The organism is Exiguobacterium sp. UBA1053, from assembly GCF_002316465.1.
GTDB lineage: Bacteria > Bacillota > Bacilli > Exiguobacteriales > Exiguobacteriaceae > Exiguobacterium_A > Exiguobacterium_A abrahamii.
In genome coordinates, this window is record NZ_DCDO01000018.1 from 197,316 (window position 1) to 222,036 (window position 24,721).

Annotated in this window: 30 protein-coding genes; 11 read left to right on the plus strand and 19 right to left on the minus strand. The window is 49.5% G+C overall.

Annotation, left to right across the window (positions count from 1 at the left end):
* Positions 1 to 34: 34 nt before the first annotated feature.
* Positions 35 to 1,483, minus strand: coding sequence for a PH domain-containing protein (locus B3G15_RS14730; protein WP_290722081.1), 1,449 nt, complete (start codon positions 1,481 to 1,483; stop codon positions 35 to 37).
* Entirely contained in the window at positions 1,480 to 1,971 is a 492-nt protein-coding gene (locus tag B3G15_RS14735; RefSeq protein WP_290722082.1) for a PH domain-containing protein, read from the minus strand. The genes B3G15_RS14730 and B3G15_RS14735 overlap by 4 nt, the downstream gene beginning before the upstream one ends.
* Before the next feature lie 125 nt (positions 1,972 to 2,096).
* On the opposite strand from B3G15_RS14735, the gene B3G15_RS14740 reads away from it, so the two are divergent.
* Positions 2,097 to 2,552 carry a hypothetical protein gene (locus B3G15_RS14740; protein WP_023468294.1) on the plus strand — a complete coding sequence of 152 codons (456 nt, stop codon included), beginning with the start codon at positions 2,097 to 2,099 and terminating at the stop codon, positions 2,550 to 2,552.
* A 17-nt stretch (positions 2,553 to 2,569) separates the two neighbouring features.
* Here the strand turns inward: B3G15_RS14740 and B3G15_RS14745 are convergent, their stop codons facing one another.
* Complete coding sequence (locus B3G15_RS14745; RefSeq protein ID WP_029341686.1) at positions 2,570 to 3,001, minus strand: MarR family winged helix-turn-helix transcriptional regulator; 432 nt, start codon at positions 2,999 to 3,001, stop codon at positions 2,570 to 2,572.
* Positions 3,002 to 3,109: 108 nt separating this feature from the next.
* Between B3G15_RS14745 and B3G15_RS14750 the strand changes: the two genes are divergently transcribed.
* The gene (locus B3G15_RS14750) at positions 3,110 to 3,532 is read left to right on the plus strand and encodes an organic hydroperoxide resistance protein (protein WP_029341685.1); all 423 of its coding nucleotides are present in this window, start codon (positions 3,110 to 3,112) and stop codon (positions 3,530 to 3,532) included.
* 133 nt (positions 3,533 to 3,665) lie between these two features.
* On the opposite strand, the gene B3G15_RS14755 is transcribed toward B3G15_RS14750, so the two are convergent.
* Positions 3,666 to 4,802: a hypothetical protein gene (locus B3G15_RS14755; RefSeq protein WP_058713078.1), complete on the minus strand. Its 1,137-nt coding sequence runs from the start codon at positions 4,800 to 4,802 to the stop codon at positions 3,666 to 3,668.
* A gap of 140 nt (positions 4,803 to 4,942) precedes the next feature.
* On the opposite strand from B3G15_RS14755, the gene B3G15_RS14760 reads away from it, so the two are divergent.
* The 4 genes from B3G15_RS14760 to B3G15_RS14775 all read left to right on the plus strand — a co-directional run bounded on the left by B3G15_RS14760 (position 4,943) and on the right by B3G15_RS14775 (position 7,423).
* Positions 4,943 to 6,019, plus strand: coding sequence for a GTP pyrophosphokinase (locus B3G15_RS14760; RefSeq protein ID WP_231681756.1), 1,077 nt, complete (start codon positions 4,943 to 4,945; stop codon positions 6,017 to 6,019).
* 71 nt (positions 6,020 to 6,090) lie between these two features.
* Positions 6,091 to 6,534, plus strand: coding sequence for a MarR family winged helix-turn-helix transcriptional regulator (locus tag B3G15_RS14765; protein ID WP_023468290.1), 444 nt, complete (start codon positions 6,091 to 6,093; stop codon positions 6,532 to 6,534).
* A 72-nt stretch (positions 6,535 to 6,606) separates the two neighbouring features.
* The gene (locus tag B3G15_RS14770) at positions 6,607 to 7,092 is read left to right on the plus strand and encodes a tetratricopeptide repeat protein (protein WP_069940678.1); all 486 of its coding nucleotides are present in this window, start codon (positions 6,607 to 6,609) and stop codon (positions 7,090 to 7,092) included.
* An 85-nt stretch (positions 7,093 to 7,177) separates the two neighbouring features.
* Positions 7,178 to 7,423 (plus strand): hypothetical protein, encoded by a 246-nt coding sequence (locus B3G15_RS14775; protein ID WP_029341681.1) that lies wholly within the window; start codon positions 7,178 to 7,180, stop codon positions 7,421 to 7,423.
* Positions 7,424 to 7,517: 94 nt separating this feature from the next.
* Here B3G15_RS14775 and B3G15_RS14780 read toward each other — a convergent pair whose 3' ends face one another.
* Genes B3G15_RS14780 through B3G15_RS14800 form a run of 5 tightly spaced genes read right to left on the minus strand, consistent with a single transcriptional unit; the run spans position 7,518 to position 11,675 of the window.
* On the minus strand, positions 7,518 to 8,393 hold the full coding sequence (locus tag B3G15_RS14780; RefSeq protein ID WP_069940677.1) for a phosphotransferase family protein: 876 nt from the start codon (positions 8,391 to 8,393) through the stop codon (positions 7,518 to 7,520).
* Between the two features lie 50 nt (positions 8,394 to 8,443).
* Positions 8,444 to 9,001 (minus strand): guanylate kinase, encoded by a 558-nt coding sequence (locus B3G15_RS14785; RefSeq protein WP_029341679.1) that lies wholly within the window; start codon positions 8,999 to 9,001, stop codon positions 8,444 to 8,446.
* Complete coding sequence (locus tag B3G15_RS14790; protein ID WP_023468285.1) at positions 8,991 to 9,461, minus strand: hypothetical protein; 471 nt, start codon at positions 9,459 to 9,461, stop codon at positions 8,991 to 8,993. Before B3G15_RS14790 ends, B3G15_RS14785 begins: the two co-directional genes overlap by 11 nt.
* Before the next feature lie 13 nt (positions 9,462 to 9,474).
* The gene (locus B3G15_RS14795) at positions 9,475 to 10,197 is read right to left on the minus strand and encodes a glycerophosphodiester phosphodiesterase (protein ID WP_064300967.1); all 723 of its coding nucleotides are present in this window, start codon (positions 10,195 to 10,197) and stop codon (positions 9,475 to 9,477) included.
* Positions 10,197 to 11,675: a carboxypeptidase M32 gene (locus tag B3G15_RS14800; RefSeq protein ID WP_069940676.1), complete on the minus strand. Its 1,479-nt coding sequence runs from the start codon at positions 11,673 to 11,675 to the stop codon at positions 10,197 to 10,199. Before B3G15_RS14800 ends, B3G15_RS14795 begins: the two co-directional genes overlap by 1 nt.
* A 155-nt stretch (positions 11,676 to 11,830) precedes the next feature.
* Between B3G15_RS14800 and B3G15_RS14805 the strand changes: the two genes are divergently transcribed.
* Complete coding sequence (locus tag B3G15_RS14805) at positions 11,831 to 12,451, plus strand: hypothetical protein (RefSeq protein ID WP_056061341.1); 621 nt, start codon at positions 11,831 to 11,833, stop codon at positions 12,449 to 12,451.
* 51 nt (positions 12,452 to 12,502) lie between these two features.
* Here the strand turns inward: B3G15_RS14805 and B3G15_RS14810 are convergent, their stop codons facing one another.
* From B3G15_RS14810 to B3G15_RS14830, 5 genes are all read right to left on the minus strand, one after another.
* Positions 12,503 to 13,444: a sensor domain-containing diguanylate cyclase gene (locus B3G15_RS14810; protein WP_231925725.1), complete on the minus strand. Its 942-nt coding sequence runs from the start codon at positions 13,442 to 13,444 to the stop codon at positions 12,503 to 12,505.
* A gap of 20 nt (positions 13,445 to 13,464) precedes the next feature.
* Complete coding sequence (locus B3G15_RS14815) at positions 13,465 to 14,034, minus strand: GNAT family N-acetyltransferase (RefSeq protein ID WP_069940674.1); 570 nt, start codon at positions 14,032 to 14,034, stop codon at positions 13,465 to 13,467.
* 36 nt (positions 14,035 to 14,070) lie between these two features.
* Positions 14,071 to 14,709, minus strand: coding sequence for a hypothetical protein (locus tag B3G15_RS14820; protein WP_290722103.1), 639 nt, complete (start codon positions 14,707 to 14,709; stop codon positions 14,071 to 14,073).
* A gap of 135 nt (positions 14,710 to 14,844) precedes the next feature.
* Complete coding sequence (locus B3G15_RS14825) at positions 14,845 to 16,137, minus strand: globin-coupled sensor protein (protein ID WP_069940672.1); 1,293 nt, start codon at positions 16,135 to 16,137, stop codon at positions 14,845 to 14,847.
* Between the two features lie 300 nt (positions 16,138 to 16,437).
* The gene (locus tag B3G15_RS14830; protein WP_069940671.1) at positions 16,438 to 17,739 is read right to left on the minus strand and encodes a hemolysin family protein; all 1,302 of its coding nucleotides are present in this window, start codon (positions 17,737 to 17,739) and stop codon (positions 16,438 to 16,440) included.
* 282 nt (positions 17,740 to 18,021) lie between these two features.
* On the opposite strand from B3G15_RS14830, the gene B3G15_RS14835 reads away from it, so the two are divergent.
* The 3 genes from B3G15_RS14835 to B3G15_RS14845 all read left to right on the plus strand — a co-directional run bounded on the left by B3G15_RS14835 (position 18,022) and on the right by B3G15_RS14845 (position 20,984).
* Positions 18,022 to 19,074, plus strand: a complete 1,053-nt coding sequence (locus B3G15_RS14835) for a hypothetical protein (RefSeq protein WP_035397417.1) — start codon at positions 18,022 to 18,024, stop codon at positions 19,072 to 19,074.
* Between the two features lie 117 nt (positions 19,075 to 19,191).
* Positions 19,192 to 19,785 carry a TetR/AcrR family transcriptional regulator gene (locus tag B3G15_RS14840; RefSeq protein WP_290722106.1) on the plus strand — a complete coding sequence of 198 codons (594 nt, stop codon included), beginning with the start codon at positions 19,192 to 19,194 and terminating at the stop codon, positions 19,783 to 19,785.
* Positions 19,786 to 19,802: 17 nt separating this feature from the next.
* Positions 19,803 to 20,984 carry an MFS transporter gene (locus tag B3G15_RS14845; RefSeq protein WP_214860208.1) on the plus strand — a complete coding sequence of 394 codons (1,182 nt, stop codon included), beginning with the start codon at positions 19,803 to 19,805 and terminating at the stop codon, positions 20,982 to 20,984.
* 39 nt (positions 20,985 to 21,023) lie between these two features.
* Here the strand turns inward: B3G15_RS14845 and B3G15_RS14850 are convergent, their stop codons facing one another.
* The 5 genes from B3G15_RS14850 to B3G15_RS14870 all read right to left on the minus strand — a co-directional run bounded on the left by B3G15_RS14850 (position 21,024) and on the right by B3G15_RS14870 (position 23,844).
* Entirely contained in the window at positions 21,024 to 21,629 is a 606-nt protein-coding gene (locus tag B3G15_RS14850) for an HAD-IA family hydrolase (RefSeq protein ID WP_290722108.1), read from the minus strand.
* Positions 21,601 to 22,512, minus strand: coding sequence for a PhzF family phenazine biosynthesis protein (locus B3G15_RS14855; RefSeq protein WP_290722109.1), 912 nt, complete (start codon positions 22,510 to 22,512; stop codon positions 21,601 to 21,603). Before B3G15_RS14855 ends, B3G15_RS14850 begins: the two co-directional genes overlap by 29 nt.
* Complete coding sequence (locus tag B3G15_RS14860; RefSeq protein ID WP_290722110.1) at positions 22,509 to 23,018, minus strand: FAD-dependent oxidoreductase; 510 nt, start codon at positions 23,016 to 23,018, stop codon at positions 22,509 to 22,511. Before B3G15_RS14860 ends, B3G15_RS14855 begins: the two co-directional genes overlap by 4 nt.
* Positions 22,964 to 23,587: a flavin monoamine oxidase family protein gene (locus B3G15_RS14865; protein ID WP_290722112.1), complete on the minus strand. Its 624-nt coding sequence runs from the start codon at positions 23,585 to 23,587 to the stop codon at positions 22,964 to 22,966. Before B3G15_RS14865 ends, B3G15_RS14860 begins: the two co-directional genes overlap by 55 nt.
* Before the next feature lie 80 nt (positions 23,588 to 23,667).
* Positions 23,668 to 23,844 (minus strand): hypothetical protein, encoded by a 177-nt coding sequence (locus B3G15_RS14870; RefSeq protein WP_169738094.1) that lies wholly within the window; start codon positions 23,842 to 23,844, stop codon positions 23,668 to 23,670.
* Between the two features lie 213 nt (positions 23,845 to 24,057).
* On the opposite strand from B3G15_RS14870, the gene B3G15_RS14875 reads away from it, so the two are divergent.
* Positions 24,058 to 24,339 (plus strand): hypothetical protein, encoded by a 282-nt coding sequence (locus tag B3G15_RS14875; RefSeq protein ID WP_069940666.1) that lies wholly within the window; start codon positions 24,058 to 24,060, stop codon positions 24,337 to 24,339.
* Positions 24,340 to 24,721 lie beyond the last annotated feature (382 nt).

Consider the following 24,721-nt stretch of genomic DNA (forward strand, 5'->3'; position numbering starts at 1 on the left):
GTGCTTCGCTTCCTTTCCGACAGTGAGTCTTTCCTTATTCGTCGTCGGTTTTCACTTCCCCTGCCAACGGGGTCGAAAGGAACGATTGTTTATACCAGCGCTGTAAGGTATCGATATCCGTTCGTTCGAAATAAAGCGCGTTAAAAGCAGTATTGCCCCGCAGTTGAATCTCAATCCGGGCAATCTCCTTTGCTTCGAGCCAGCGAGAAACGGACCAGGTCAATTCCTCGATTTTCAGTCGTGGCGTATAGACGGTCTCTTTTTGGACCCATTGTTTGCGTAACATCAAGAGATCGTGGCCGGTTCCGAAACGGGTCTTTCGGTAACCGCTGCGCACAGCGAAGTAATAGAACGGTAACCAGATGAACAGAAGCAAGATCAGGAAGCGCCATGAGGAATCAAGGACGATGATGACGACACTGCTTAGTGCAGTAAACAACAGCGCATAACCGAGTAACGGCCAACGAACCCGGTAGCGAAAGCCAATCGGTGCGACTTCATGCTGCGGACTGAACTGACGAAAGCGCGGCAGATACGTCGCCAGAAACGGATCAATCTCGTTCGTCCGGATGAATGGATGGAGCAATAGTCGCTCCTTCTCTCCGGTCGCCGAGATGATGTGTAAGGACAGACTCGCTCGACCGATCAACCGCTGAATCCAGCTTTCCTGAATGACGAGGGCTTGAATCTTATCGGCATGAAACGCGACCTCGGTCCGGTTCAACATCCCGTACCCAATCAACAATCGGTTGTGTTGCAAGACGGCACGGTACGAACCGTACTTCAAGATATAGACGATGATCGAGCCGATGTAGATGACGAGTAAGACGAGTATGCCAAGTCCCGTCAAAACGAACAACGATAAATGAGCGAGTTCTGAGAACAGTCGATCGACATAACGTTCAATGAACTGATCGATGAATTGATAGGCGGTCCCGATCCCGACGAGCGCTAGTCCGACGCGTCCTGACAAGGCACCGGCTAATGCCAAATCGCGGACAGGGATCGTATAGGCGACTTCCGCCTGCTGTTCTTCGACGACGGGCTGTCCCTCGTTTTTGATCGACGATTTCAGTTCTTTCGCAAAATCAAGTCGGATCCCTTTTAGTTCGACTTCCGGTGTTCCGCTCTCAGACGATGTCTCGACGGTCAACGTCGCAAGACGCAACAGTCGTTCGATGACGTTTTGCTGAATGCCGATCGACTCGATCCGTTTACGTTGCGTCGTCCGTTCACTTTTTTGGAAAATTCCTTTGCGGACCCGAATCGTCTCGGCATCAATCGTGAACGTATAGAAATACCAGGAGGCGATCCCGTATAAGAGAACGAACACAATTCCGACACTGATCCCGATCCACGTATAGGTGTTGATCTCGCCTTTGCGGATTGCATTAAAAATCAAGGCGGCGAATGGAATCAGGAGCGAGCGGATGATCGAGATACTCGACATCACGATGAACAGCGGGTGAACACGCCGGGTCATAACGATTCCTCCTCCCGCTCCTCGAGTTTCGCGAAGCGTTCGACTTGTGTGCGTAGCGCGTCTCCTTGCGCACGATCGAGTCGTGACAACGTGACAAAGCCGGATGCCGTTCGAATATCCAGTGTGATCAAATCATAGCGACGCAGGATCGGTCCCGTTTGGCTATCGATCAATTGCACCTTGACGAGCGGCACGGTGACTTCGCGGCGGAAAAAGATCCCGTTGCGGACGACGAGAAATTCCTCATCGATGCGATAACGCATATACTTCACGCGAAGAACGGGTATGTAGACGATACGGGGAATGAAATAGATCAGCCAAAGCAGACCGACGATGCCCATCCACCAGGGTGTCAGGTCGAGCCACATGACTTGGGTAATCGTCGTTCCTATTAAAATGACGGCGATCAAGCCATGTAACGGCAACAATCCGAGCCGTTCTGCTCGAATCGATCGTTCTGGCAACGTATGCCATTGTACAGTAGACATCAAAAACACTTCCTTTCGTTTCCATTTACGGTTAAAAACGTCGCTTGGTTTCAGACAGCGGTTGACATTTTGTTTGATTTCATCGCATATATAAAAGTGAAGAACTGTAACACCAAGGAGGAACCATGTTAACTTTTGAAGAAAAACTACGAATTATCGAGACCTTCCCACAGCTTGTCCGCAAAGATGTCTCGCTAAAGCGCGTCAATTTCCAATTCCCGGACAGTCAGTATGAGAAGAAGAATCTCGTCTATCATTTGCATCCGAACGGGAACGGCTTCGTCTATGCGGCTGGTCTACCAGGTTATGAAACGGACGAAAAAGGATTCGTCAACATCCGTGAATTCTCAGAGCCTGCTTTAATTCTCTTATTAGAAGATGCAATCAAAGCACTCTCGACGGTCCAATCGGTCGAAACACTCGAAGAAACATGGGTCAATGATAACCAGTTCGAATTAACGTTGCTCAATGAAGACATCGACACGTGGCTCGTTTATGCCGGTGATCTTTTAGACGGTGCATTCAACTCGTATAAGGAAGCAGCAAACTATCTTGAAGAAGAAGGCTTCCGCCGTAAATAAGACAATGAGCGATCCGGTTAATCCGGGTCGCTCATTTTCATGACGAGACGATTCAGTGCCGCTTTAACGACGCGTAAGTCTTCTTCGTCGACGTCGAGTGTCCGGACGAGATCAAGCGGAACGGTCTCTGCTTGTTTCCGTAACGCACGACCGGCATCTGTCAAAAAAATCTGGATGTGCCGTTCGTCTTCCGGCTTACGGACGCGTCGCAACAGATCTGCCGCTTCGAGTTTCTTCAGTAACGGCGTCAACGTTCCCGAATCAAGATGGAGCCGTTCACCGATGGCTTTCAGCGATTGTCCCTCCTCCTCCCAGACGACGAGCATGACGAGATATTGCGGATACGTCAGACCAAGTGGTTCAAGTAACGGACGATAACGACGCGTGATCTCACGCGATATCGCATAAAACGGAAAACAGAGTTGTTCATCTAAAGCTAATGGGTTCATAAAAAATTCCTCCTATCGTGAGCAAACGAGTTGCATTTCGATTTAAATTGTATACAATTTAATTGTAAGCTACTTATTTGAATCCAACAACGAAAGGGAGTTACACACATGAAACCAATGTTCACATCATCTGCAACAGCTGTCGGAGGTCGCGATGGACGCGTCGTATCGGAGGACGGAATCCTTGACGTCGCTCTCGCAATGCCGGTACCAGGATCGAAAAAACAAGCCACAAACCCAGAACAACTCTTTGCTGCAGGATATTCTGCTTGCTTCGACTCTGCATTGAATCTCGTTGCTCGTAAACAAGGCATCAAACACGACGGAAGTGAAGTTACAGCACACGTAACATTAAACGAAGCAGCTGACGGATTCATGCTTTCCGTCGAACTCGATGTTCTCGTCCGCGGGATCTCGGAAGAAGCGGCGGCTGAACTTGCGAAAGTCGCGCATACGGTCTGCCCTTACTCACGTGCAACTGCTGGAAACATCCAAGTCGACGTCTACACACGTACGACTGACGCAGAATAAGTGTAGCATTTCTAGCCAGCCAGAGGTTTACTCTCGGCTGGTTTTTTGTTTTTTATACTAATTTCGGTAGTTGAAATAATTATATTTTTGATGATGAACAGTTGCTCTCACGAAAAGAACAACCGCTCTTTTTTCATAGTTGATGGACCGATAAGATGACGAGTTCCCCGGACACGGTGACATAATAGGCATCCTCGAACCGGTAGCGTTCATTATGTTCTGCGTCGTAAACCGTGACCATCGGTTCCGCGTCGTCTCCGATCGCTTCGTGTAAATAGAAGCGTCCGCGTAGGACGCGTTCGAACGGCTCCTTATCGAGGAATCGGGCACCGTTACGTAAGTTGATCACTTCATGATGGTGTTCAGACCGGTCATTGACGATGAAGATCGTCGACTCAACGTCATCGTACGTGAAGTCGAGCGGTTCATAGTCACTCCACTGAATCCGGGCGACTTCTTCGACACTCGCTTCCGTGTCGATCCGGTAAAAGATTTCTTCGTTTAGACGATCGGTATAGGCACTAAAGATCAGATGCCCTTCCTGTTCCCCGAGATACTGGACGGTATCCCCTTCCCCTTCTAACTTCAACAAGGTTGCAAACGATAAGTGTTCAACACCGCGTTCGATTTCCTCAATCAAGGTCGGCAGTGGGGCAATCAACAGACTTTCCGAGTGGTCGATCGGATCTTCTGGTGAGATGACACCACTTTCAAGGGCGTCATAGAACGAGAACTCATCGAGCCGAGCGTTACAGACGATGTACTCCTTCTCTTCGAGCGTGACGAGAAAGAAATAGAGTTCCCGGTAATTCTCCGTCATCCCGTAGAGCCGTGGATCGCGAATCGTCTGCCGCGATTCATCCTTGACGTCATACAGAAACGCGGACGTCGTATCCGTCGTCTGTAAGAATACGAGATAGTTCTCATTGAGCACCCAGTAGAGCGTCAAATCCCCTTCGACATAAAACGACGCAATCTGCTCCCGTTTGCCGGACAAGAGATCGATGACGAGCACTTCCGTCTCCCCGCCCTGTTCTTGCGTATGTTCATTTAAACAATAGACTCTTCCGTGCCGCACGAACGGTCGGGTTGGTCCGTGATCCGTCAAGGCTTCTGGCGTTAGATCGACCTGTTCTTGATCTTCAAGATCATACCTGCTGATGTGGTAACGAGCGTCATCGAGACGACGTCGAAAATAGATCGACGATGGTGTGACATGCAAAACATCCATATGATCGGCGGGTAAAGCACGGGCATCCACTATTTCCATGATTAATCTCCTCCCGGACACGTACTACTTGTCTTTTTCCCACGAATCGTACTGCTTCAAACAGGGTCTTGCTGTGCGTTTAACGAAGCAGAGTGCTACAATATGGCTAGATGACTACAGGATGAGGAAGGTGCGAAACGGTGCAATCACAAGATTTAAATACGATGATGCTCGAATATGTCAACGATAAGGAAGAATACGATGCCTACGCCGACAAGTTGAAGATGCTCTTGTCCGAGTTGCTGGACGCGGCAGGCATCAAATACCACTCAATCGTCGCCCGGACGAAGGACTCCGAGAGTCTGTATCAAAAAGTCTTACGGCAACCGAACAAATACCGTTCACTCAAGGACGTCCATGACTTGACCGGGATTCGGATCGTCACTTATTTCCATGACGACGTCCGGGAAGCGGCACGCATCATCGAGAATGAGTTCGCGATTGATCGCGATCAATCGGTCGATAAGTCGACGTTGCTCGATACGACGGAATTCGGTTATCTCTCGGTCCACTTCGTCGCTTCACTCAGCGATCAGCGGCTTGCCCTGAGCGAGTATGGACGTTTTAAGGACTACACGGCTGAGATCCAGATTCGCTCGATCCTGCAACACGCGTGGGCGGAGATCGAACATGATCTTGGATATAAAAATCCGAACAGTGTCCCAGCAGAAGTCCGGCGCAGCTTCAGTCGGGTGGCAGGATTACTCGAAATCGCCGATCAGGAGTTCGTCAACATCAAGAAACAGTTGAAACAATTTGAAGACGAGACCGTTCAACAAATCTTGTCTGACCCCCATCAAGTCCGGATCACGGCAGATAACTTGAACTACTTTATCGATCACTCCCCGGTTATCAACGAGCTCGATAAACGACTCGTTACATCGCAAATGATGCTCGATTCCGATCAACAATTGATCAACGAACTGATCCGGATGTTCCATTATGTCGATATCCGGACGTACGGTGAATTGATTGAAGCCGTGACGACGCACAGTCCACTCGCCTTACGCTGTGCGAAGGTCATGCCGAATCCGTTCCTGCCTCGTCAAGGAATCGGCATCGCCTATATCTGCATGGCGCTGACGATTGCTGGCGAAGATACACACCGAATCGATTACTTCTTCCGCCGCTTCTACCCGGAACTGCGCAACGTCGAAGAGATCGTCGCCCAAGTCGCCCGCGTCGTCGAAACAGATGATTCAAGAGAAAAATATTGATTAAACTAAAATTTTTCACTATACTAAATCACGAGTGAAAGAAACTACGGTATAGAAAGAGTGAACGATACATGGCAACTACACTAGAAGTAGCACAACGCGATCAGTTGATCGTTGATACAGAAAAAGGATTACGGATGAACTACCGCGCGATCAAGAAGGACGTGCGTAGCATGTTCACGACGTACTTGACACGCAATGAGTTCTTCATCTTGAAGTCCCTTTGTGCGAACAGTCCGCAAATCGCCTCTGCCCTCTCGCAGGAGTTTCAATTCTCAGCGAGCATGATCACGGCATTAGCAGACGAATTGACGAAAAAAGAGTTGATCTCGCGTGAGCGAAGTGAACTCGATCGTCGTGTCGTCGAACTCCGCGCCACTCCAAAAGGCATCGAGCTCTATGAAAAACTCGAATCGATGAAGATGGATTACCTCGCAGACGTCTTCGAGGACTTCTCGGATCAGGAACTCGAACTGTTCCGGACGCTCTTAACGAAGCTTGAAAAAACAATCTAAGCTGTTCAATCGAACGGATCCGGTCAGGACGACCGGGTCTGTTTTTTAGTTTATAAATGAGGAGGAAACGCGATGTTTGATTTCGAATCGGTGCAACAGTTACGACAGACGGGGCAATATGAAGCAGCGAAGGCAGTCGTCCGTCAGTATGTCGAGACGGCACCTAACGACCCGACCGTCCTCTATCAGATGGCGTGGTGTCATGATAGTCTCGGTGAGGAACATGCTGCTGTTCCCTATTATGAACAAGCACTAGCGCTCGGTCTTGCAGGTGAGGACCGCCTGCAGGCATATATCGGGCTCGGCAGTACATATCGTGTCATCGGTCAGTTCGAAGTTGCGTCAGACGTGTTCCATCGTGCGTTAATTGAATTTCCGAACGCCCACGCCCTGCAAGCCTTCCTTGCGATGACGGAGTACAATCTCGGTCAAGCCGATCAGGCGGTCGGTCGGTTGCTAAAGAGTATTGCTACGACGTCGTCGGACGCCTCGATCCAGACATTTGACCGAGCAATCCGTTATTATGCCGATCATTTGGACGAGATCGTCAAAGAATGAACGGCAACGGTTGACGAGTGCTCGTTTTGCACAGCATAATGTAACAGCCAAGCGGACTCGCTTTTGGCAGGAAAGGAAGTTAAGGATGTCATCAAAAAAAGTATGGACAGTAGAAGGTTACGAAGAACAAGGACAAGAAAAACACGGCAAGGCAAGCAAGTCAGAGACCTATACGACTGAAGCCGATGCTAAGAAAGCTGCTAAAAAGATGGCGGATCAAAATGATCATCTCGACGTCTACGTCATTTATACGAGTACGGTAAACGGTAAAACAGAAGAACGATTCTTCAATTCGAACGGCAAGTATAGTGAAGAAGGCTTCGAGTGGTAAGTATCGCTTCGAATATATGATTCAGACCAAACATGATGCGTTCGTTTCTCAGTCAAGAGAGACGAACGCATCATGTTTTTGTTGTCCTTGCTGTTCAAGTCTCATACCAAAGCGGGATGTCCCGCTGAAATCCAGCATGATCCTGAATGATTCGCTGGACACGTCGTTGCATCGCCTCCAACCCGTCTGCATCGAACCGCTTCGCCCAGACGAGTGCCGAGAAGACGACCATTGCCATGTAAAGACTATACATTCGCCAAAAGTCGGACGGTACTTCGTTCTCGAAATACCCTTCAATCATGTGACGGGCAAATAGCGGACTCGTCTCGACCTGAAACAGACCACATTTGACGAAGTCATGCCACGGATCGCCATAATCATGGTTCCCGTAATCAAGGAAGGCGGAAAGATGCCCATCCTCGACAAGGAGATTATCGAGATGAACGTCATCATGTTGCAATCGATTCGGACGTGCCTGAAGTAACGGAATCCGCTCGCTAATGAATCGATCCAGACGCTCGATCCACGTTGGCTCAAGCAACCCATCAATCGCCGCGCGATAGCGATCGTGTTTCGCCTGACAACGTTCGCTCCATGACGTTATTCCGCTCGGTGCGGTGACGTCATGAATGCGTCTCAACGCTTGCCCTGTCTCCTGACCGAGTCGGGGCGCTAATTCCGGTGACTCCTCGAGCACACTTCGAACGGTTTGTCCGGGGAGGTACGGATAGATACCGTAAGCAGTCGTTGCGGTCCGTCCGGTCGCTAGCGGTAAGGCATGAGACAATTCTGCTTGTTTTGGAATCGCTAAAGCGGCTTCTCGTTCAAATTGACGACTAGACGGGTCCGTCACGACCTTGACGATGTAGTGCGCTGTTGCTGTCTTGACGGACCAGACGGCTTGGCGCGATCGTCCAGATAACTGTCTTTCGCTCTCAACGTTCGTGAGTAAGGGATGCGTAGGTAGCATGGAGACTCCTTTCTGAAACCAAAAAGAGGACGCATCTTGCGTCCTCTTCGTCATGCCTGTGGAATGTAGCCAGCAATGATCTCAAGCAGATCGGCATACGCTGTCTCAAAATCGATGTTTTCAATCATATAATCATAATGATCGCGGTCTTTCCACGCTTCCTCGTAATCGACGAGTCGCGCTTCAAACTCCGGTGTATCCCCGCGCATCAACAGTCGTTCCTTCATCAAGTCGGGTGGGACCGAGACGAAAATCGTGATCACTTGGTCGCCAAACAAACGCTTGAAGTTCGCCGCCCCTTTCGGATCAATGTCCTTGATGACGATTTGATCCTGTTCGAGGACATCGACATACGCTTGACGCGGTGTCCCGTACCACGCCCGGTGGACGTGGGCGTATTCGATGAAGCCGTCGTCTTGGATCAATTGTTGGAACGTCTTGACGTCGACGAAATGATAGCTTGCTCCATCAATCTCCGTCGGTCGTTTCGGTCGGGTCGTCACCGACGGGATGAACCGGACGTGCGCGTATTCCGTCCGCAGACGTTTGATCAGGGAGGACTTTCCGCTGCCCGATCCACCAATCAAGAGAATGATTTTACCTGACATCGTTTTCCCCCTGTTGTTGTGTCGTGAAGTAACCTGTAAAGCGAAGAGCGAACTGTTCCAGTTCACTATCGACGACCGTTCCGTAAATCGGTCGGATGACGATTAAATAGCGTTCGTACGAGATGATCCGGGATGTCTCGTTTCGTGTCATCTGGACTTGTTCTTCCGGATAACTCTCGACGTAATACCAATCGACCGCAATTCGTTCATCGGATGGGGTCTCATAGATCCAGGTCACCGTCGTTCCATCTGCAGGAAGGGTGCTTTTCAAGGTGAAGCGCTGAATCTGCTTCAGTTCCCGTTTCGCTGACGCAAGTCCTGCCTGATAATCCGCAGGGCGCATCGGTGTCGTTGTCACTTGCTTCGGTTTTGGTTCCGGCAAGCGGGCAAAGCCAAGCTGAAGTCCGACGAATAAAGCGACGAGCGACAAACTGATGACGAATACGTATTCCTTGCGCATCCCTTCCTCCTCCTCATCCTTCGAGTGTATCGCGCATCCCTTTTGGATCATTGACGATGACGGCGTCGACGCCGATCCGCTGCATCTGCCGGACATCCTCGACCGTCTTCGGGGTATAGACCCGGACCGTGACGTCTTGCGCATGAGCGAACGCGACGTCCGCTTCCGTCACCCGTCGATAATCGGGATGGATCCCGGTCGCACCAATTCGGAGGGCTTGTTCTTCCGGATGATAGATCGGATACGGATAGAGAATCGCCGTCTCGACGCTTGGGTCGAGCTTCCGGATCAAGGCAACCGAATAATGGTTGAACGAACTGAATAACAATCGGTCGGTCGCGATGCCGTGCGCTGCACAGCGTTCAAGGACATACGCTTCAAGCCCGTCATAGCGGATCGTATCCGTCTTCAGCTCGATGTTGAGCCGCAGGGTCACTGGTGCAAGGATTGCGAGGACTTCGTCAAGCGTCGGAATCTTCGTCTTGATCGGTTCCCCTTTGAATCGTGCTCCAGCATCCAGCGCCTGCAGTTCGGCAACCGTCATGTCGATGACGCGCCCCTTCCCGTTCGTCGTCCGGTTGACGGTCTCATCGTGAATGATGACACCGACACCGTCCTTTGAGAAATGGACATCGAATTCGACCCCATCGACGTCGTCTTCAATCGCAGCAGCGATGGCTTCGAGCGTGTTCTCCGGAAAACGGTCACTGACGCCGCGGTGTGCAAACCATAACATCAGAGTGCCTCGACGACACGCGTGTATTTCTTCGTCAAGTAGTTGACGAGTGGTGCGACAGAGATCGATTGACCCGTTGCTGCTTCGATCAGTTCAGCAGGTGTCTTCGATTTCCCGTGACGGTGGATGTTCTCTTTCAGCCAGCCTTTAATTGGAGCGAGTGTTCCCGCCGCGATTAGACCATCGACGTTATCGACGTCACGACGAAGCGCTTCGTTCAGCTGTGCCGCATAAACGAGACCGAGCGCGTAACTTGGGAAGTAACCGAACGAGCCACCTGACCAATGGACGTCCTGTAAGACGCCTTTTGCGTCACTCGGCACATCCACACCGAGATACTCTTTATAGAGGCGGTTCCATTCTTGCGGAAGATCCTTGACTTCGAGCTCTTTCGTCATCAAGCGTTTTTCCAGCTCATAGCGGATGATGATATGAAGCGCATACGTCAATTCATCGGCTTCGATCCGAATCAGTGACGGTTTGACTTCATTGACCGCGGCATAGAACCGTTCGAACGGGACGTCAGCCAGTGATGGGATCGCTTGTTGCAAGCCGTGATAGCGAGCTTCGAGGAAGCCTTGGTTACGTCCGATGAAGTTCTCAAAGAACAGCGATTGTGATTCGTGAATCCCCATCGAAGCGCCGTCACCGAGACCGAGTGAATCGAGTTCCGGTTCGATGCCTTGCTCATACGTCGCGTGTCCGGCTTCATGCATCGTGCCGAAGACAGAGTTCCGGTAGTCGTTCTCATCGTATTTCGTCGTGATGCGTGCGTCCTTCCGGTTGATCGTCGTCTGGAACGGATGGACCGTCTCATCCAAGCGACCAGACGTGAAGTCATAGCCGATATCGAGGAGCCACTCTTGGTTCAAGGCGATCTGTGTCTCGCGGTCCGCTGACCAGTCAAGCGTCGGGAAGTCTTTTCCTTCGAGCTGACCGAGCAAACCGATGATCGCTTGACGGAGTTCCGCAAACAATGGATCGAGTGTCGCGACCGTCATCCCAGGTTCATAGTCATGCAGGAGCGCGTCATACGGGTGCGCGTCATAACCCCAATACTCAACAAACTGGCGCTCCATCGCGACGATTTTCTCGAGGTATGGTTCAAACATCGACCAATCATTCGCGTCCTTCGCCTTTTCCCAGACGCTCTCTGCCTCAGAGATCAACGTGATGAACGTTTGATACTCGGCTTCTGGAATCTTCGAGTCGCGATCGAATGCTTCTTTTGCTTTCGCGAACGAGATCGCTTCGATGCCCGTCAGCGTCTCTTGCTCCATCGCTGCCAGTAATTGTTGGTACGTTTTTCCTGTCCGGCGACGGAAGCTCTCTGTTGAGAGGAATCCGATTGAAGCGGAACGGTTCGCTGCACCTTGATCCGGCATGTATGTCCGCATATCCCAGTATAGTAATGCGACGGCTTCTTCGTATGCGCGAAGACCATCAAAATGGTCGCGCCATTGTTGTGTCGTTGACATGATTAGAGACCCCCTTGAAGTATGTAACAGTGTAGCATTTTTAGCATATCACAAAATGTTCAAAACTTTCACACACGAATGATTTTTGAAACTTTTCCCGTCAGATGAGCGTATAATGAACATACGATCAAGCAGAGCGAAAGGAAGTGGCAACAGTGAAGACAGACGCTGAGTTAGCCGATTTGATTCAGTTGAAAGAAACGGGACCGGTCTGTACGATCGAACATCTCCCAAAAGAGCTCGACTGGATCGGCACCGGTCGTAGCGCCTATGTATTCCGGGTTCGTGGCACCGACCGCGTCATCAAGAAGTTCTATCCGTCATTTCGTCCTCTCGCTGAGTTAGAAGGCGGCATTTATGAACAACTGACGACGTTTTCGACGTATGCGAGGATGTTCGAATATGGACCCGATTACCTTGTGCTCGAATACATCGAGGGACAAACGTTATTCGAATGCCTCGTCAGCGGGACCTATATTCCAGAATCCGTCTTAACGACTGTCGATGCAGCGCTAGCAGAGGCACGCGCCGTAGGTCTTAATCCATCAGATATTCATCTACGCAATATTTTGTTAACGGCAAATGGAACACGGATCATCGATGTCGCAAGGTTCCGTCAAACCGAACCGTGTACACAATGGGATGATTTGAAGAAAGCCTACCAGTATGTCTATGCAAAACCGTTCTTCCCGAAAAAACTGAGCGAGACGTTCCTCAATACGATCGCTGATGTCTATAAGGGACGCTTGTTCGAATCGATTCGAAAGACCGGTTAATTGAAAACGCGATGCTCCTACTTGTGAGGAAACATCGCGTTTTTTCGTTGATTATTGGATGCGATGTGAGACAGCATCCGCAAAACGAAACGTATTCTTACCGTCTTTTTTTGCGGCATATAACGCACGGTCTGCATGTTGAATGATCGTTTTTAGCTTAATGGTTTCATCATCAAATAGCACGATCCCGATGCTGGTCGAGACAGCGTATGGCGTCTGCCATGTTCCAAGTTTCTGAAGGAGCTGCTGCGCAATTCGTTCGTACTCCTTTTTCGTCCTCTGATGGGTGAAACGAATCAAGAACTCGTCTCCTCCGATACGGACAGAAAACGCGTCTTTATAAGAACGTGTACTATCCTGTAGTCGTTTCGCGACGTCGATCAAGACTTTGTCGCCGGTCTCATGCCCATACACGTCGTTCACTTGCTTGAATCCGTCGAGATCAAGATAAAACAGCGCACCGGAATGTTGCTGTTCCGTTTCCCACTGTCTCGTCAAATAACGTCGGTTATACAATTGTGTTAGCGTGTCCTTCCAAGCAAACTGTTCGAGCTCAAGGTAATACGAAAACAGTTTCGCGATCCGTTGGAGAAGTTGAATGCTTTTCTCTTCGAATTGACTTGCTTCATCATGGACAGCGCACAACGTACCAAAGGTTTGACCATTCGTTAAACTGATTGGAATCCCGAGATAGGACTCGATCTGTAGCGCTTTTAATGTGTCCTGCATATCTTCTAAGCGCTCGTCATCGCTGACGGATTCATACCAGATGGGCTCGTTCTGTTCAAAATTGATGTGACGACATAGTGTCTGTTCCATCTCGAACACTTGTCCTGCCCGAATCTCGATTCGTCGATGATTGTTCGAGAGCCGTAAAATCATTTGTTGGTCTTCTTCGATTGTCGTTAAATACAACAATTGATCAGGTAGAATCTCTTTCGCTAATTCCAATACATCATCTGCCAGTTCGTCAAAATTTCGATACAATGTCACTTCTTGCAACGTATCACACCTCATTCGTTATGTAAGTCATATGTTTCACGAAGCAACCCATAGATCGCACAATCCTTATACTCCCCTGCCGCGTTGCGGATCATCGCCCGTACCGTTCCTTCTTGAATCATGCCGACCTTCTGCATGATCCGTCCGGAAGCTGGATTGTCGATATTATGGGCGGCAGAAATCTTATGGATCTGCATCTCTTGAAAACCGAAGGCAAGGACGGCAGCTAACGCCTCACTACCGTATCCGTTATTCCACCAGTCGAATCCGATGCAATAGCCGACCTCACAGTGATCCGTCGCCGCATCAAAAGCGAATAGATCGATGACACCGATCAACGTCCCACTGCGCTTCTCTTCCATCCCCCAGTAGCAAAAGGTGTCCTCTTCGTAAGAAGCGAGGATTTCCATTACGCGTGCCTTCGTTTGCGCCATCGTCTCGTGTGGTCCCTTGATCAAATGGCGCATGACACGATCGTCCGATAACCAGTTCTGAAACATAGCTTCCGTGTCAGCCAGTTGGATCTTCCGTAATCGTAGTCGTTCAGTCTGTAATGCTGGACTTCCTTGAAATTGAATCATAATAGTTCCTTTTTCAATTAGGTATTTGAAATAAAATCACTTCGAATAAACAAGTCGAAAGACGATCATACTGGCGACGGCTAGGAGACGTTCATTCGTGTCACAGTCAAAGACGAGTCGCGCCCCGTGTCGTGACCCCGTCGCGATACAATCCCCGTTTTGATAGACGCCGATTTTTCGCGTAAGCGTCGAGGACCGAATCTGATACTCCTGATCGGCATACGAGACGAGTAAGACTTCTTGCAGCTGCAGTTGCTGACGCAGTGCCGCATCGGTGCGGATTGTTCCGACATCGCGTCCGTCTTTACGAATCACAAAATGTGTCGTATTGCGGAGCCACTCCGTCCTTGTCTCTTTAATTTGTAATTGTTCCCCGTCTCCTTCGAACGTCACGTCAAGGAAAAATGATTCGAACTTTTCGAAGCGCGCAAGGATTGCCTGCCACCACGTGGCGTAACGACGTGAGAACGTCAGCCATCGTTCATGCGCGAGAAAGACCGTATTCGTCTTTCGGCTCGCCCGGTCTGCTAAGCGAACGGATATCCCCTCTTCTACTCCCCGATAACGTAAATCGCGCCGGATTTCCCACCATTCAATCCCACCGGTCAAGAAAGCGACACCCATTAAACCGAGTAAGGCATAGAACTCCCGTGGAGCGAGATCACCTGCTATCACGTAATTTCCTACAAAAGCGATCATACATACAAAAATCAATCCAAGACTTTTCATCATGAATCCTTCACACCTCCACTTTCTTTTTTCCATAAAACGACAAAAAAATCCTCCTTTCCCGTAGAAAGGAGGGATCACTTATAAGGTTGCTGCGACTTCTTGTAAGTCATCCGCTGTCTCAGCAATCGCTTCTGCAATCTTACGCATGCCTTCGATCGTGCCGGCGACATCCTTCGTATCGGTCGATAGTTCATGAATTTGCCGCGAGACATTGTCGGTCTGTTCCGAAATCCGTGAGAAGGCACGGACGACTTGTTGCATCTCTGTCGTCGTCCGGACGACCGCTGTCTCCGTCGTTCCCATCCGCTCTGAGACGACGAGCATCTTTTGTGTAATCTCTTGGGCGATCCGCGACGTCTCTGTTGCCGACTGTTTACTCTCTTCGGCAAGCTTCCGAATTTCTTGCGCAACGACAGTGAACCCGCGTCCCATCTCCCCGGCACGTGCCGCTTCGATCGAGGCGTTCAAGCTGAGAAGGTTCGTCTGATCAGAAATCGTCGTCACCATCCCAGCGATCCGTTCGATTTCCTGCGACAGACGGGACAGTTCAGCGACTTGTTCGGTCGTCCGTGATAAATCTGCAACGACATGTTCAAAGCGACGTGTCTCCTCTTCGACGAGGACGACACCCGCTTCTGCTTCACTGACCGCTTCCGTCAACTGGATCGAAATCGCGTTTGTCGTCGTTGAGACGTGTTTGGCGTGCCGTTCAATCTCCTGGAAGTTCGCTGACGACTCCTCACTCATCGCAGCGAGTTCCTCGGTCGATTTTTGAACGCCATCCCCGACGTGTTGTTTTGCTGTCGCGATCGCTTGGCGTTCTTCATCGATTTGATCCTCATACATCGTCATGACGATTTGTTGTTCGAGATTGAAGAGTTTGCCCGCTGCCCGCATGATTCGGACGCGCTCTGCTTCCGGCCAAGCACTGTCGTCAATCTTCTCACTGAGAACGTTCCAGACTTTTTGGAATGCGGCAATATACCATTTATTATGCAAACCGATTTGAACATGCCGCTCAGCGATTCGGCGCCGAGCTTCGATGTAGTCCATTGTCACCTGACCATCGAACATTTGCAGGATGTGCCGAGCGAGGGTGCCTTTCAATCGTTCGAGTGTCGAATGCTGTTCAATCAACTGACGGAGAGACGGAACCCGGACCAGCTCCTCGTAGAACGCATCGACCATGCTCGGCATCCAACTGGATACATCTTCGCGGATGACTCGTGCAATTTGTAAATCGATGGCGTGTAGACCGATTAGACGTAATTGTTCATGTAAGGATGCTGGAACATTCAATATGACATGCGTGTGTTCGACTTCAATGAGCGCTTCAAAGGAAGGTGATGCTGATTTCGCGAACCATTTCATATGCTTCTCTCCCTCGTTTATTTGTGAACTTCATTCCTTATATCGTCTCGAACTTCTAACAATTGAATGGAAAATCACAATAATTATGTATAACCTTGAACGTTTGTTGATTAAAGAGACCACTTTCCTGAGCATCTAGTAGATATACTCTCGCTTTATCGCCAAATCTTATCGATTCGCGAGCTCGTCGGTCTGGAATATTATCATACTTCTCTTTGATGAACGCGCTAAGACCTCGTTTGATAAAAGAAGACCCGCCAGCTCAGTAGATTGAACTACTAAGCAAAACGGATCTTTCTGTTAACGCGCCGTCACTGTTAACTTGACATCCTGAATCTGGTATTGAGCAGAACGCAAAATCTCAAGCGTAAACGCCTCATCTGTGACGAGGGTTCCCTCTTCAAAAGCGGCCGTCCGTGATTGGATATACCCACCAATCGTGTCGACTGCCTCTGATTCAGTGAAACGAAGACCAAATCGTTCTTCGATCTCAACTAATAGGACGGTTCCGGCCAAACGGTACGATCCGTCCGGTAACTGTTCGATATCAGCTTGCTCCGCTTCATCGAATTCATCTCGGATATCACCGACGATTTCCTCCAAAATGTCCTCCATCGTGATCAAACCAGATGTCCCACCATACTCATCGATGACGAGAGCGATGTGTGACCGTGTCTGCTTCATCTTCAAGATCGTTTCTTGCAGCGGTGTCAATTCCGAGACGACCGGCAACGGTTTAAGGAACGATGCAAGTTCTCGTTCGTCTTGTACCGCGTGATGGGCGAGCACTTCCTTGACGTTGATATAACCACTAATCCGGTCCTTATCCGTTCCTTCACTGACCGGGTAACGTGTATACGGATTGTCAGACATCGTCTGTAATAGATTTTCCCAACTCATCTCGTCCGAAATGACCATCATGTTCATCCGTGGCACCATGATGTCACGTGTGACACGCTCATCAAACGCAAAGACGTTTTGCATCAAGGCGAGTTCCGATTGATTGATCTCACCACTTTGAAAACTTTGAGCCATGATGATCTTCAACTCTTCTTCGGAATGGGCTTGTTCGTGACCGGCTGGTTTCACACCGAACATCCGCAAGAGGACACGGGCCGAACCGTTCATGATCCAGATGAATGGATACATGACTTTTCCGAATACATAGAGTGACGGCGCCAGTAATAACGTCATCCGTTCCGCATACTGGATCGCGAGCGTCTTCGGTGCGAGTTCTCCGATGACGACGTGGAGAAACGTGACGAAGATGAAAGCGATACTGTATGAGAGAAGCGTTGAGAGCGCAACGGCGACACCGAGTTCATCAAAGACCGGTGTCAACAATTTCTCGACGGTCGGTTTTCCGAGTGCACCCAGACCAAGTGCAGTGATCGTAATACCAAGCTGACAGGCCGACAAGTAATAATCGAGATCTCCTGCGACCTTCTTCGCAAGTACTGCTCCCTTTTTTCCTTCTTGCACCATCTGGTCGAGACGTGACATCCGGACTTTAACTACAGCAAATTCCGAACCGACGAAAAACGCAGTCAAACCAATCAATACGACGAGCAACAACAAATTCAGTGTTAAGACGATGTCCAACTTGTATCCCCCTAGAAGCGGGGGATCACCTCCTTTTGATTTTAAACTGTACAGTATAACGTGACACTTGATAAGAGTGTACGATGCTTTTTCTTCAAACGCAACCAATATCACTTCGTTGAAGTTCAGACGACCATTAATCATGTACCTGTAATACTAGGTTTCTCTTATTTAGTTACCGGTTATATAAGAGCTATGCGCGTAAGAAACTTGAGATGAAGCTTTTACATTCATGAACATCTCGAACTTGAAAGACCAATTTGGGGAGAGGTAGTGCTTAGTATGGAAAAAACAAACAGAGGCTTTTCGTCGCATTTCCGAGCGGAAGCGGACGGAGCAGGTCGTAACATCTCATGGAGCTCGATTTTTGCAGGTGTGGTATCATTTCTATCTTTATTGATCTTATTTAGTTTAATCGGTTCAGCGATCGGACTCGGCGTCACGGACGTCACGTCGAATAACCCGTTCGATGGTGTTGGAACGGGCTTGATCATCTGGGCAATCCTTTCATTGCTCATCTCGCTGTTCGTTGCCGGATTCGTCTCCGGTGTGACGTCGGCACGTGCCGGTCTCGTCCACGGTTTCTTGACATGGTCGACGAGCGTCATCCTCTTGTTCGCTCTTTTGACGTTCACGACGGTCAATACGTTACAATCGGTCGGCTCACTACTCGGGACAGTCGGTGGTGCGGCTGGTAACGGTATCGGATCCGTTGCTTCAACAGCACAAGACGCTGCGACGAAAGGATTCGATTCGATTACGAAAAACGTGTCACAAGTTGATACGAAAGAACTTGAAGGGAACGTCGACGAAATCTTAAAAGATACGGACATCAAAGAATTGCAACCAGGTTACTTGCAGAATGAACTTGACGCTGTTCAAGAAGACGTCACGGCTGCTGGTAAGGAAGCAATCACGAAACCAGAAAACTTCGATACGATCGTCCAGGATCTCGGTGATTCGTTGACAGCACGAGCTGAAAAAATCGAGAAATCAGTCGATGAAGATAAAATCGCTGACGCAGTCGCAAAAAACACCGATTTGACAGGTGCTGAGGCGGAAGAAGCGACACAAAATATCGTCGATGGTCTCAACACGGCAACAAAAGAAACGACGCAACAAATCGAAAACGCCAAACAAACGCTTGATGAGACATCGGCTGACCTCAAGAAAACGGTCCAAGATGTCCGCGAGCAAACGGAACAAGCGACACAAACGGCGTCAAAAGTTTCGATCTGGGCGTTCGTCGGACTGCTTCTGACACTCATCTTCACGTCATTCGCAGGAATCGTCGGTTCACGCGTCGCAACACGCGGTCGTGTCATGAATAAATAATGATTCCTTCCTAACTGATTCCGCCATCGCGGAGTCAGTTTTTTTGTGCGATAAGACAATCTGATTGACTCTATTTGAAATTTACTGTTACAGTGTTACCTAACGACCGTTAGGAAGGTGATTCATCTGAAAGCTCAACAATTGTTACAGACGAGCATCCATCATTTTGCCGCGCATGGCTATGAAGGGGCATCGCTGCAAGAAATTGCGACAGAGGTCGGCATAAAAAAGCCATCGATCTATGCGCACTATAAAGGGAAGGACGATCTGTTCCTGCAAGCGACGACGTACGCCCTGCAAGAACAAAAGCGCCGCTTCGCAACGTATTTCACGAATACGCGACAGCAGCCGCTCGAGCAATCGCTGCACGGCTTCTTCGATTGGTTCATTTCGGAACAGCAAGACGATATCCTGATGCGATTCATCCTTCGGGCTGCCTATTTTCCACCGGAGAAGCTCGAACAAGAAATGACGGACCGCTTCAATCCGTTTTTCGATTCACTGCACGATCTATTAACGCGATTACTACGCGAACGAGACCGAACGGAACAGATTCTCTATTCGACGGATTACAAAAGTGCCGCTCTCGCCTATCTGACGGTTGCGGAAGGTACGCTGACGGAACTCGTCTACAACGGTGTCGACGCGTTTCACGCTCGACAGCAAGCTGTCTGGCCGATCGTCTGGCGCGGTATGTCAAAAACGATTTAATTCTATTGAGGTGAACTATGCAAAACAATACATTGATTTTAAGTACACTCCTGCTCAACTTATTCATCGCCTTTTTAGGTATCGGACTCGTCATTCCCGTCACACCGACGATCATGAACGAGTTGAACATCTCCGGGGCGACAGTCGGTTACATGGTTTCCGCCTTTGCCTTTGCGCAACTGATTCTTTCACCACTCGCGGGACGTGCCGTTGACAAGTACGGACGTAAACCGATGATCATCATCGGTTTATTCATCTTCAGCATGTCCGAGCTCTTATTCGGTCTCGGTCAAAGCGTCGAAGTCCTGTTCGCGTCACGGATTCTCGGTGGTGTCAGTGCGGCTTTCATTATGCCAGCCGTCACGGCATTCATCGCTGATATCACGACGAACGAGACTCGTCCGAAAGCGCTCGGATATATGTCTGCTGCCATCTCGACCGGTTTCATCATCGGACCGGGGATCGGTGGGTTCCTCGCTGACCTCGGCTCGCGGACGCCGTTCTTCTTTGCTGCTGCGTTCGGTTTGACAGCGATGGTGTTATCCGTCTTTACGCTTAAGGAACCGGAACGTCACTACGAGACAACGACGGTCAAACAACAGACGGGTTTCCGGAAAGTCTTCAGTCCGCTCTATTTCATCGCTTTTCTTGTTCTGTTGATCTCATCGTTCGGTCTTGCCTCATTCGAGTCGTTATTCGCCTTGTTCGTCGACCGGAAGTTCGGCTTCACGGCGAAGGACATTGCGCTTGCGATTTCTCTCGGTGCGATTGTCGGCGTCATCGTCCAAGTTGGACTGTTCGATCGTTTGACACGCTGGTTCGGTGAGATTCGGTTGATCCGGTACAGCTTGATCGGTTCGACACTGCTCGTCGTCTTGATGACGTTCGTGACGAACTATCTCTCGATCATTCTCGTGACGATGGTCGTCTTCGTCGGTTTCGACTTGATGCGACCCGCTGTCACGACCTATCTTTCGAAGATTGCCGGAAATGAACAGGGATTCGTCGGCGGAATGAACTCGATGTTTACGAGCATCGGCAACATTCTCGGACCGATCGTTGGTGGAATACTCTTTGACGTCAATTTGAACTATCCGTTCTATTTTGCGACAGCCATGCTCGCAGTCGGTATTTTCCTGACGTATTTCTGGCGTGCACCACGCGCTGAAGCAACCGAAGCAGATCGATTGTCTTCTTAAAAAACAGCACCGTTTCCATCACTGGAAGCGGGGCTGTTTTTATGTCAGTAACAATTCCTTTAATCGACCGGGCGACGTTACAGTATAGGTCGCAACGGTCTGACTCGTATGTTCGCTTATCAAACACGTCTTGATACCGGCACGATGTCCGGCTAAGACGTCGAGTTCCCGGTCTCCAATCATGATTGTCTCGTCTCGTGCCATCTGGTGCCGATTGACTAAATACGTGACAGCTTCCGGATCCGGTTTTCGGGCGAATCCATCCGGTGCCGTCAATACGTCTTGAAAATGATGCGTCAACCCATGTTTTGCAAGCAACGCATGAATCGATGTTCCACGATGGGTGACGATATGATGCGTCGCACCTCTCGTCGATAACGCCTCTAGCAGTTCACGGATTCCGAGAAACGGTTCAGACTGTTCTTGTTCGATGATCATCTTTTGTTGCTTGTAGTTCAGAATGAACGCTTCGGACACACCAAACGCCTCATACGTCGTTTTTGCCGAGATCGCCATCAGCTCTGCTACTTGCTCGCGTTCAACCGTTCGTCCCTCACGCTCGAGCAATTCCACGAACACATCGACTAACACCGGATATGTATCAAACAAGGTGCCATCAAAATCCCAAATGAAGTGTTTCAACATCTGTCTCTTCCTCTCCCGCTCTCTTGACGCCGACAAAGACGGCTTGCCCGTCCATCTCGACTTTCCATTGGCTGTGATCAAGACCTTCGCCAGAAATACGGATTCCGACCTGACCGGGTCGTCCCATCTCGTGTCCTTGTTCGACGATGATCGCAGTTTCCGTTTCAAGTGGCTGGATGAATTTTCGGTAGTAGACGCCCATCACACCACTCGCCGTTCCCGTAACCGGATCTTCGATGCTTCCTGCTCCCGTTGCTGAGAAGTGACGTCCGTGCATCGTCGCTTGTCGGTTATACGTATCGAGACAAATCGGATGAATCGAGGCTTGTGGGAAGTCGGTCAACACGGTGGCAAAGCGTTGGTTATCCGGCATCATCCGGTGGAAGTCCTCAATTCGACGAATGGGAAGGATCAGTGTCCAGTTCCCAGTACTGCCGTATACGATTGGCCATTGGTCATCGAGATGTTTCAATTCGAGACCAATCGCGGCTAGAACTTGCTTTATGTCACCGTCAAACTGATGTAATTGTGGTTGTCCTTGTTGCAAGCGAAACATGCCGTTCGCTAAACGCATCACAGGCAAGATGCCTGACTTTGTCTCAATCTGACATATCGTAGATAAACGGATCTTTGAATTGAGTGCCGTTAATGCAGCGATCGTACCATGGCCGCATAAATCCATTTCTCGTTCCGGTGCAAAGTAGCGCATGCGATAGTCCGCTTGCTCGGAAGCCAGGACGAACGTCGTCTCGGTAAAGCCATTCATCCGAGCGATTCGTTGCATTCCCGGCTCAGTTAATTGATCGGCGTCTAAGACGACCCCAGCTGGATTACCGCTTCCTGGCGTCGATGTAAACACATCATAATGTAGCGTCTCGATCATTTTTCTGCTCCTCTCTTTTTTAAATAACGTTCAACGGATCGTAATGCGCCTTCTAAGTGTCCACCATGACTCGGATTGGTCTCTGTCCCAATCAATGAAATCGCTGCATGCTCCACTCCGAGATTGATGGCATGATATGCCGGGAAATCCACGAGCGGTGCTGCATCGGCTCGTGTTGCTGTCCAACTATCCGTCGACCAGTCTTTATATGCCCAACCAATCGACTGACGCGCTTGTTCACCGAACAGACGAACCAGCTGCGCGAGTACGGTTTCCTTGATTTCCGCCTCGGTCAATAACTGTCGTTCACGTGCTTGTGTCCGTAAAAAACCGAACAACGCTCCCGGTCCGTCTAGTGGGGAAGCGTCATGAATCTCTTGCACCATCCCAGTCCAGCTGATTGCCTGACCGGACCAGCCTGAATCACGCCAAAACGGTTTCTCGTAAAGAATCAGACATTTAGCTTGCTGTGCCATCCAAGTCGGTAATGCTTCGAGTTCATCCAAGTCGGTAATGCTTCGAGTTCATCCAAGACTGCTTCAGGTAAAGCTGGCACATACGATAGTCTTGCCGCTAGACGTGGTGGTAGTGCGAGGACGATCTCGTCGCACGGTCGACTTTTCCTTCCTGAACTGACGAGAATCCGGTTCATGACATCAATCTGGCTGATCGGAGACTTGAGTCGAATCGTTCCCGGTGTGAGTCGTGCAGCAAGTGCCGTAGCAACGGAGCGGATTCCGTCACGAAGGCGAAGCGCCGTCGGTTGATTCGCAACCAGATGTGACTCGATGCCGTCAGCCCGTTCGAGTCGAAGCGCTCCCGTCGCATATTGTTCCAGTGTCGGTAAATCGAATCGATGGATCAAATCGACCATCAGTGGTTCACTGTCCGGCCAAAACCAAGTCGGTCCAAGATCAAACGCATATGCTTGCCCGGCTAGGTTGAAATCAATCGTCTCGATTCTACCGCCGATTCGGTCACGTGCTTCATAGATCGTCACGGCGTGTCCAAGTTCCTGCATACGCGTCGCGAGATACAAACCACTGATTCCTGCTCCTATGATGGCAACGTTCATTTCATTTCATCCTCTCGATTTGAGATACTTGTTTTAGTATACCGGAACACGCGAAAAAACAAGGACTAGACGTCCTTGCCTTAGGATGATTGCATTTGCTGCCAGTCGTCTTCCTCATAAATTGATTGAACCCATTCAATTGAAACATACAAGGATCGGGCAATCGCTTCGTCCGTCTTCCCCAGTTTTCGCAACAGATGGACGATCCGAATCCTTCGTTCGAGCTCCCGGTCATCCGGTATCAGTTCAGGCATCATCTTCTCTTCTCCTCTCCACTGAATCGGCGATGGCGTTTTCAAAAGAATACCCGATAATTATCTGAATATTCCGATCGATGTGCAGAAGCGAGGATTTTTGATAAAGTTCAGGGATAGATAACAGAAAGGAATTCATCGCTTTTTGTAGAAACATATTGAATAGGCGCAACAGTAGGATTTCTTGCGTCAACCAAACAGAATAGGAGTATGCATATGATTAAACGCAACGCACTATTTCGTCTGTCGATCGGCTTGCTGCTAATGGGTGTCTTTGGCGGTATCCTGTTAGATACCATCGGTTTCTTTCCACACGCGACAGCTTACTTATTAAGCATCCCGATTGCTTCGAATAGCACGGAGTTTTGGCTAGGATGGATTTTATCCGGTATGACGATCTCTGGGCTGATTACGCTTTTCTTATCCTTACGTTATCATCAGGGATGGACGACGTTCGCCTGTCTCATGGCTGTCATTTTGACACCTTACGTATTTTAATGTTCACGTGGGCTTCAGATGACTGATCCCAAAAAATGACGCGTCTTTTCACGCCCTTTCCTCAGGCGAGACACAAGCCAGTTTTCCCGCTCCGTTCGAGCAGGAAAACGGGTCTTGTTTGTCTCTGACAGCGCAAAATCGCGCTTTTTCCTGTAGGAGTGGCGTGTAATGCGTCATTTTTTTATATCCGGAAGAAGGATCAGAGAAGCGTTTTGTTCACTCCATATCGCTTCCTAGGGAAAAACAAGCAAGAGCGAACCTGCAGCGAAGCGAAGCGACGCGATGCTTGCCCTAGTAAAACGATTCGAGATGAACAAAAAAAGCGCAATCCTTTTCGTTAAAAGAAAAATTACGATTTGTCTTCAGTCTGAGGAGTTGACTT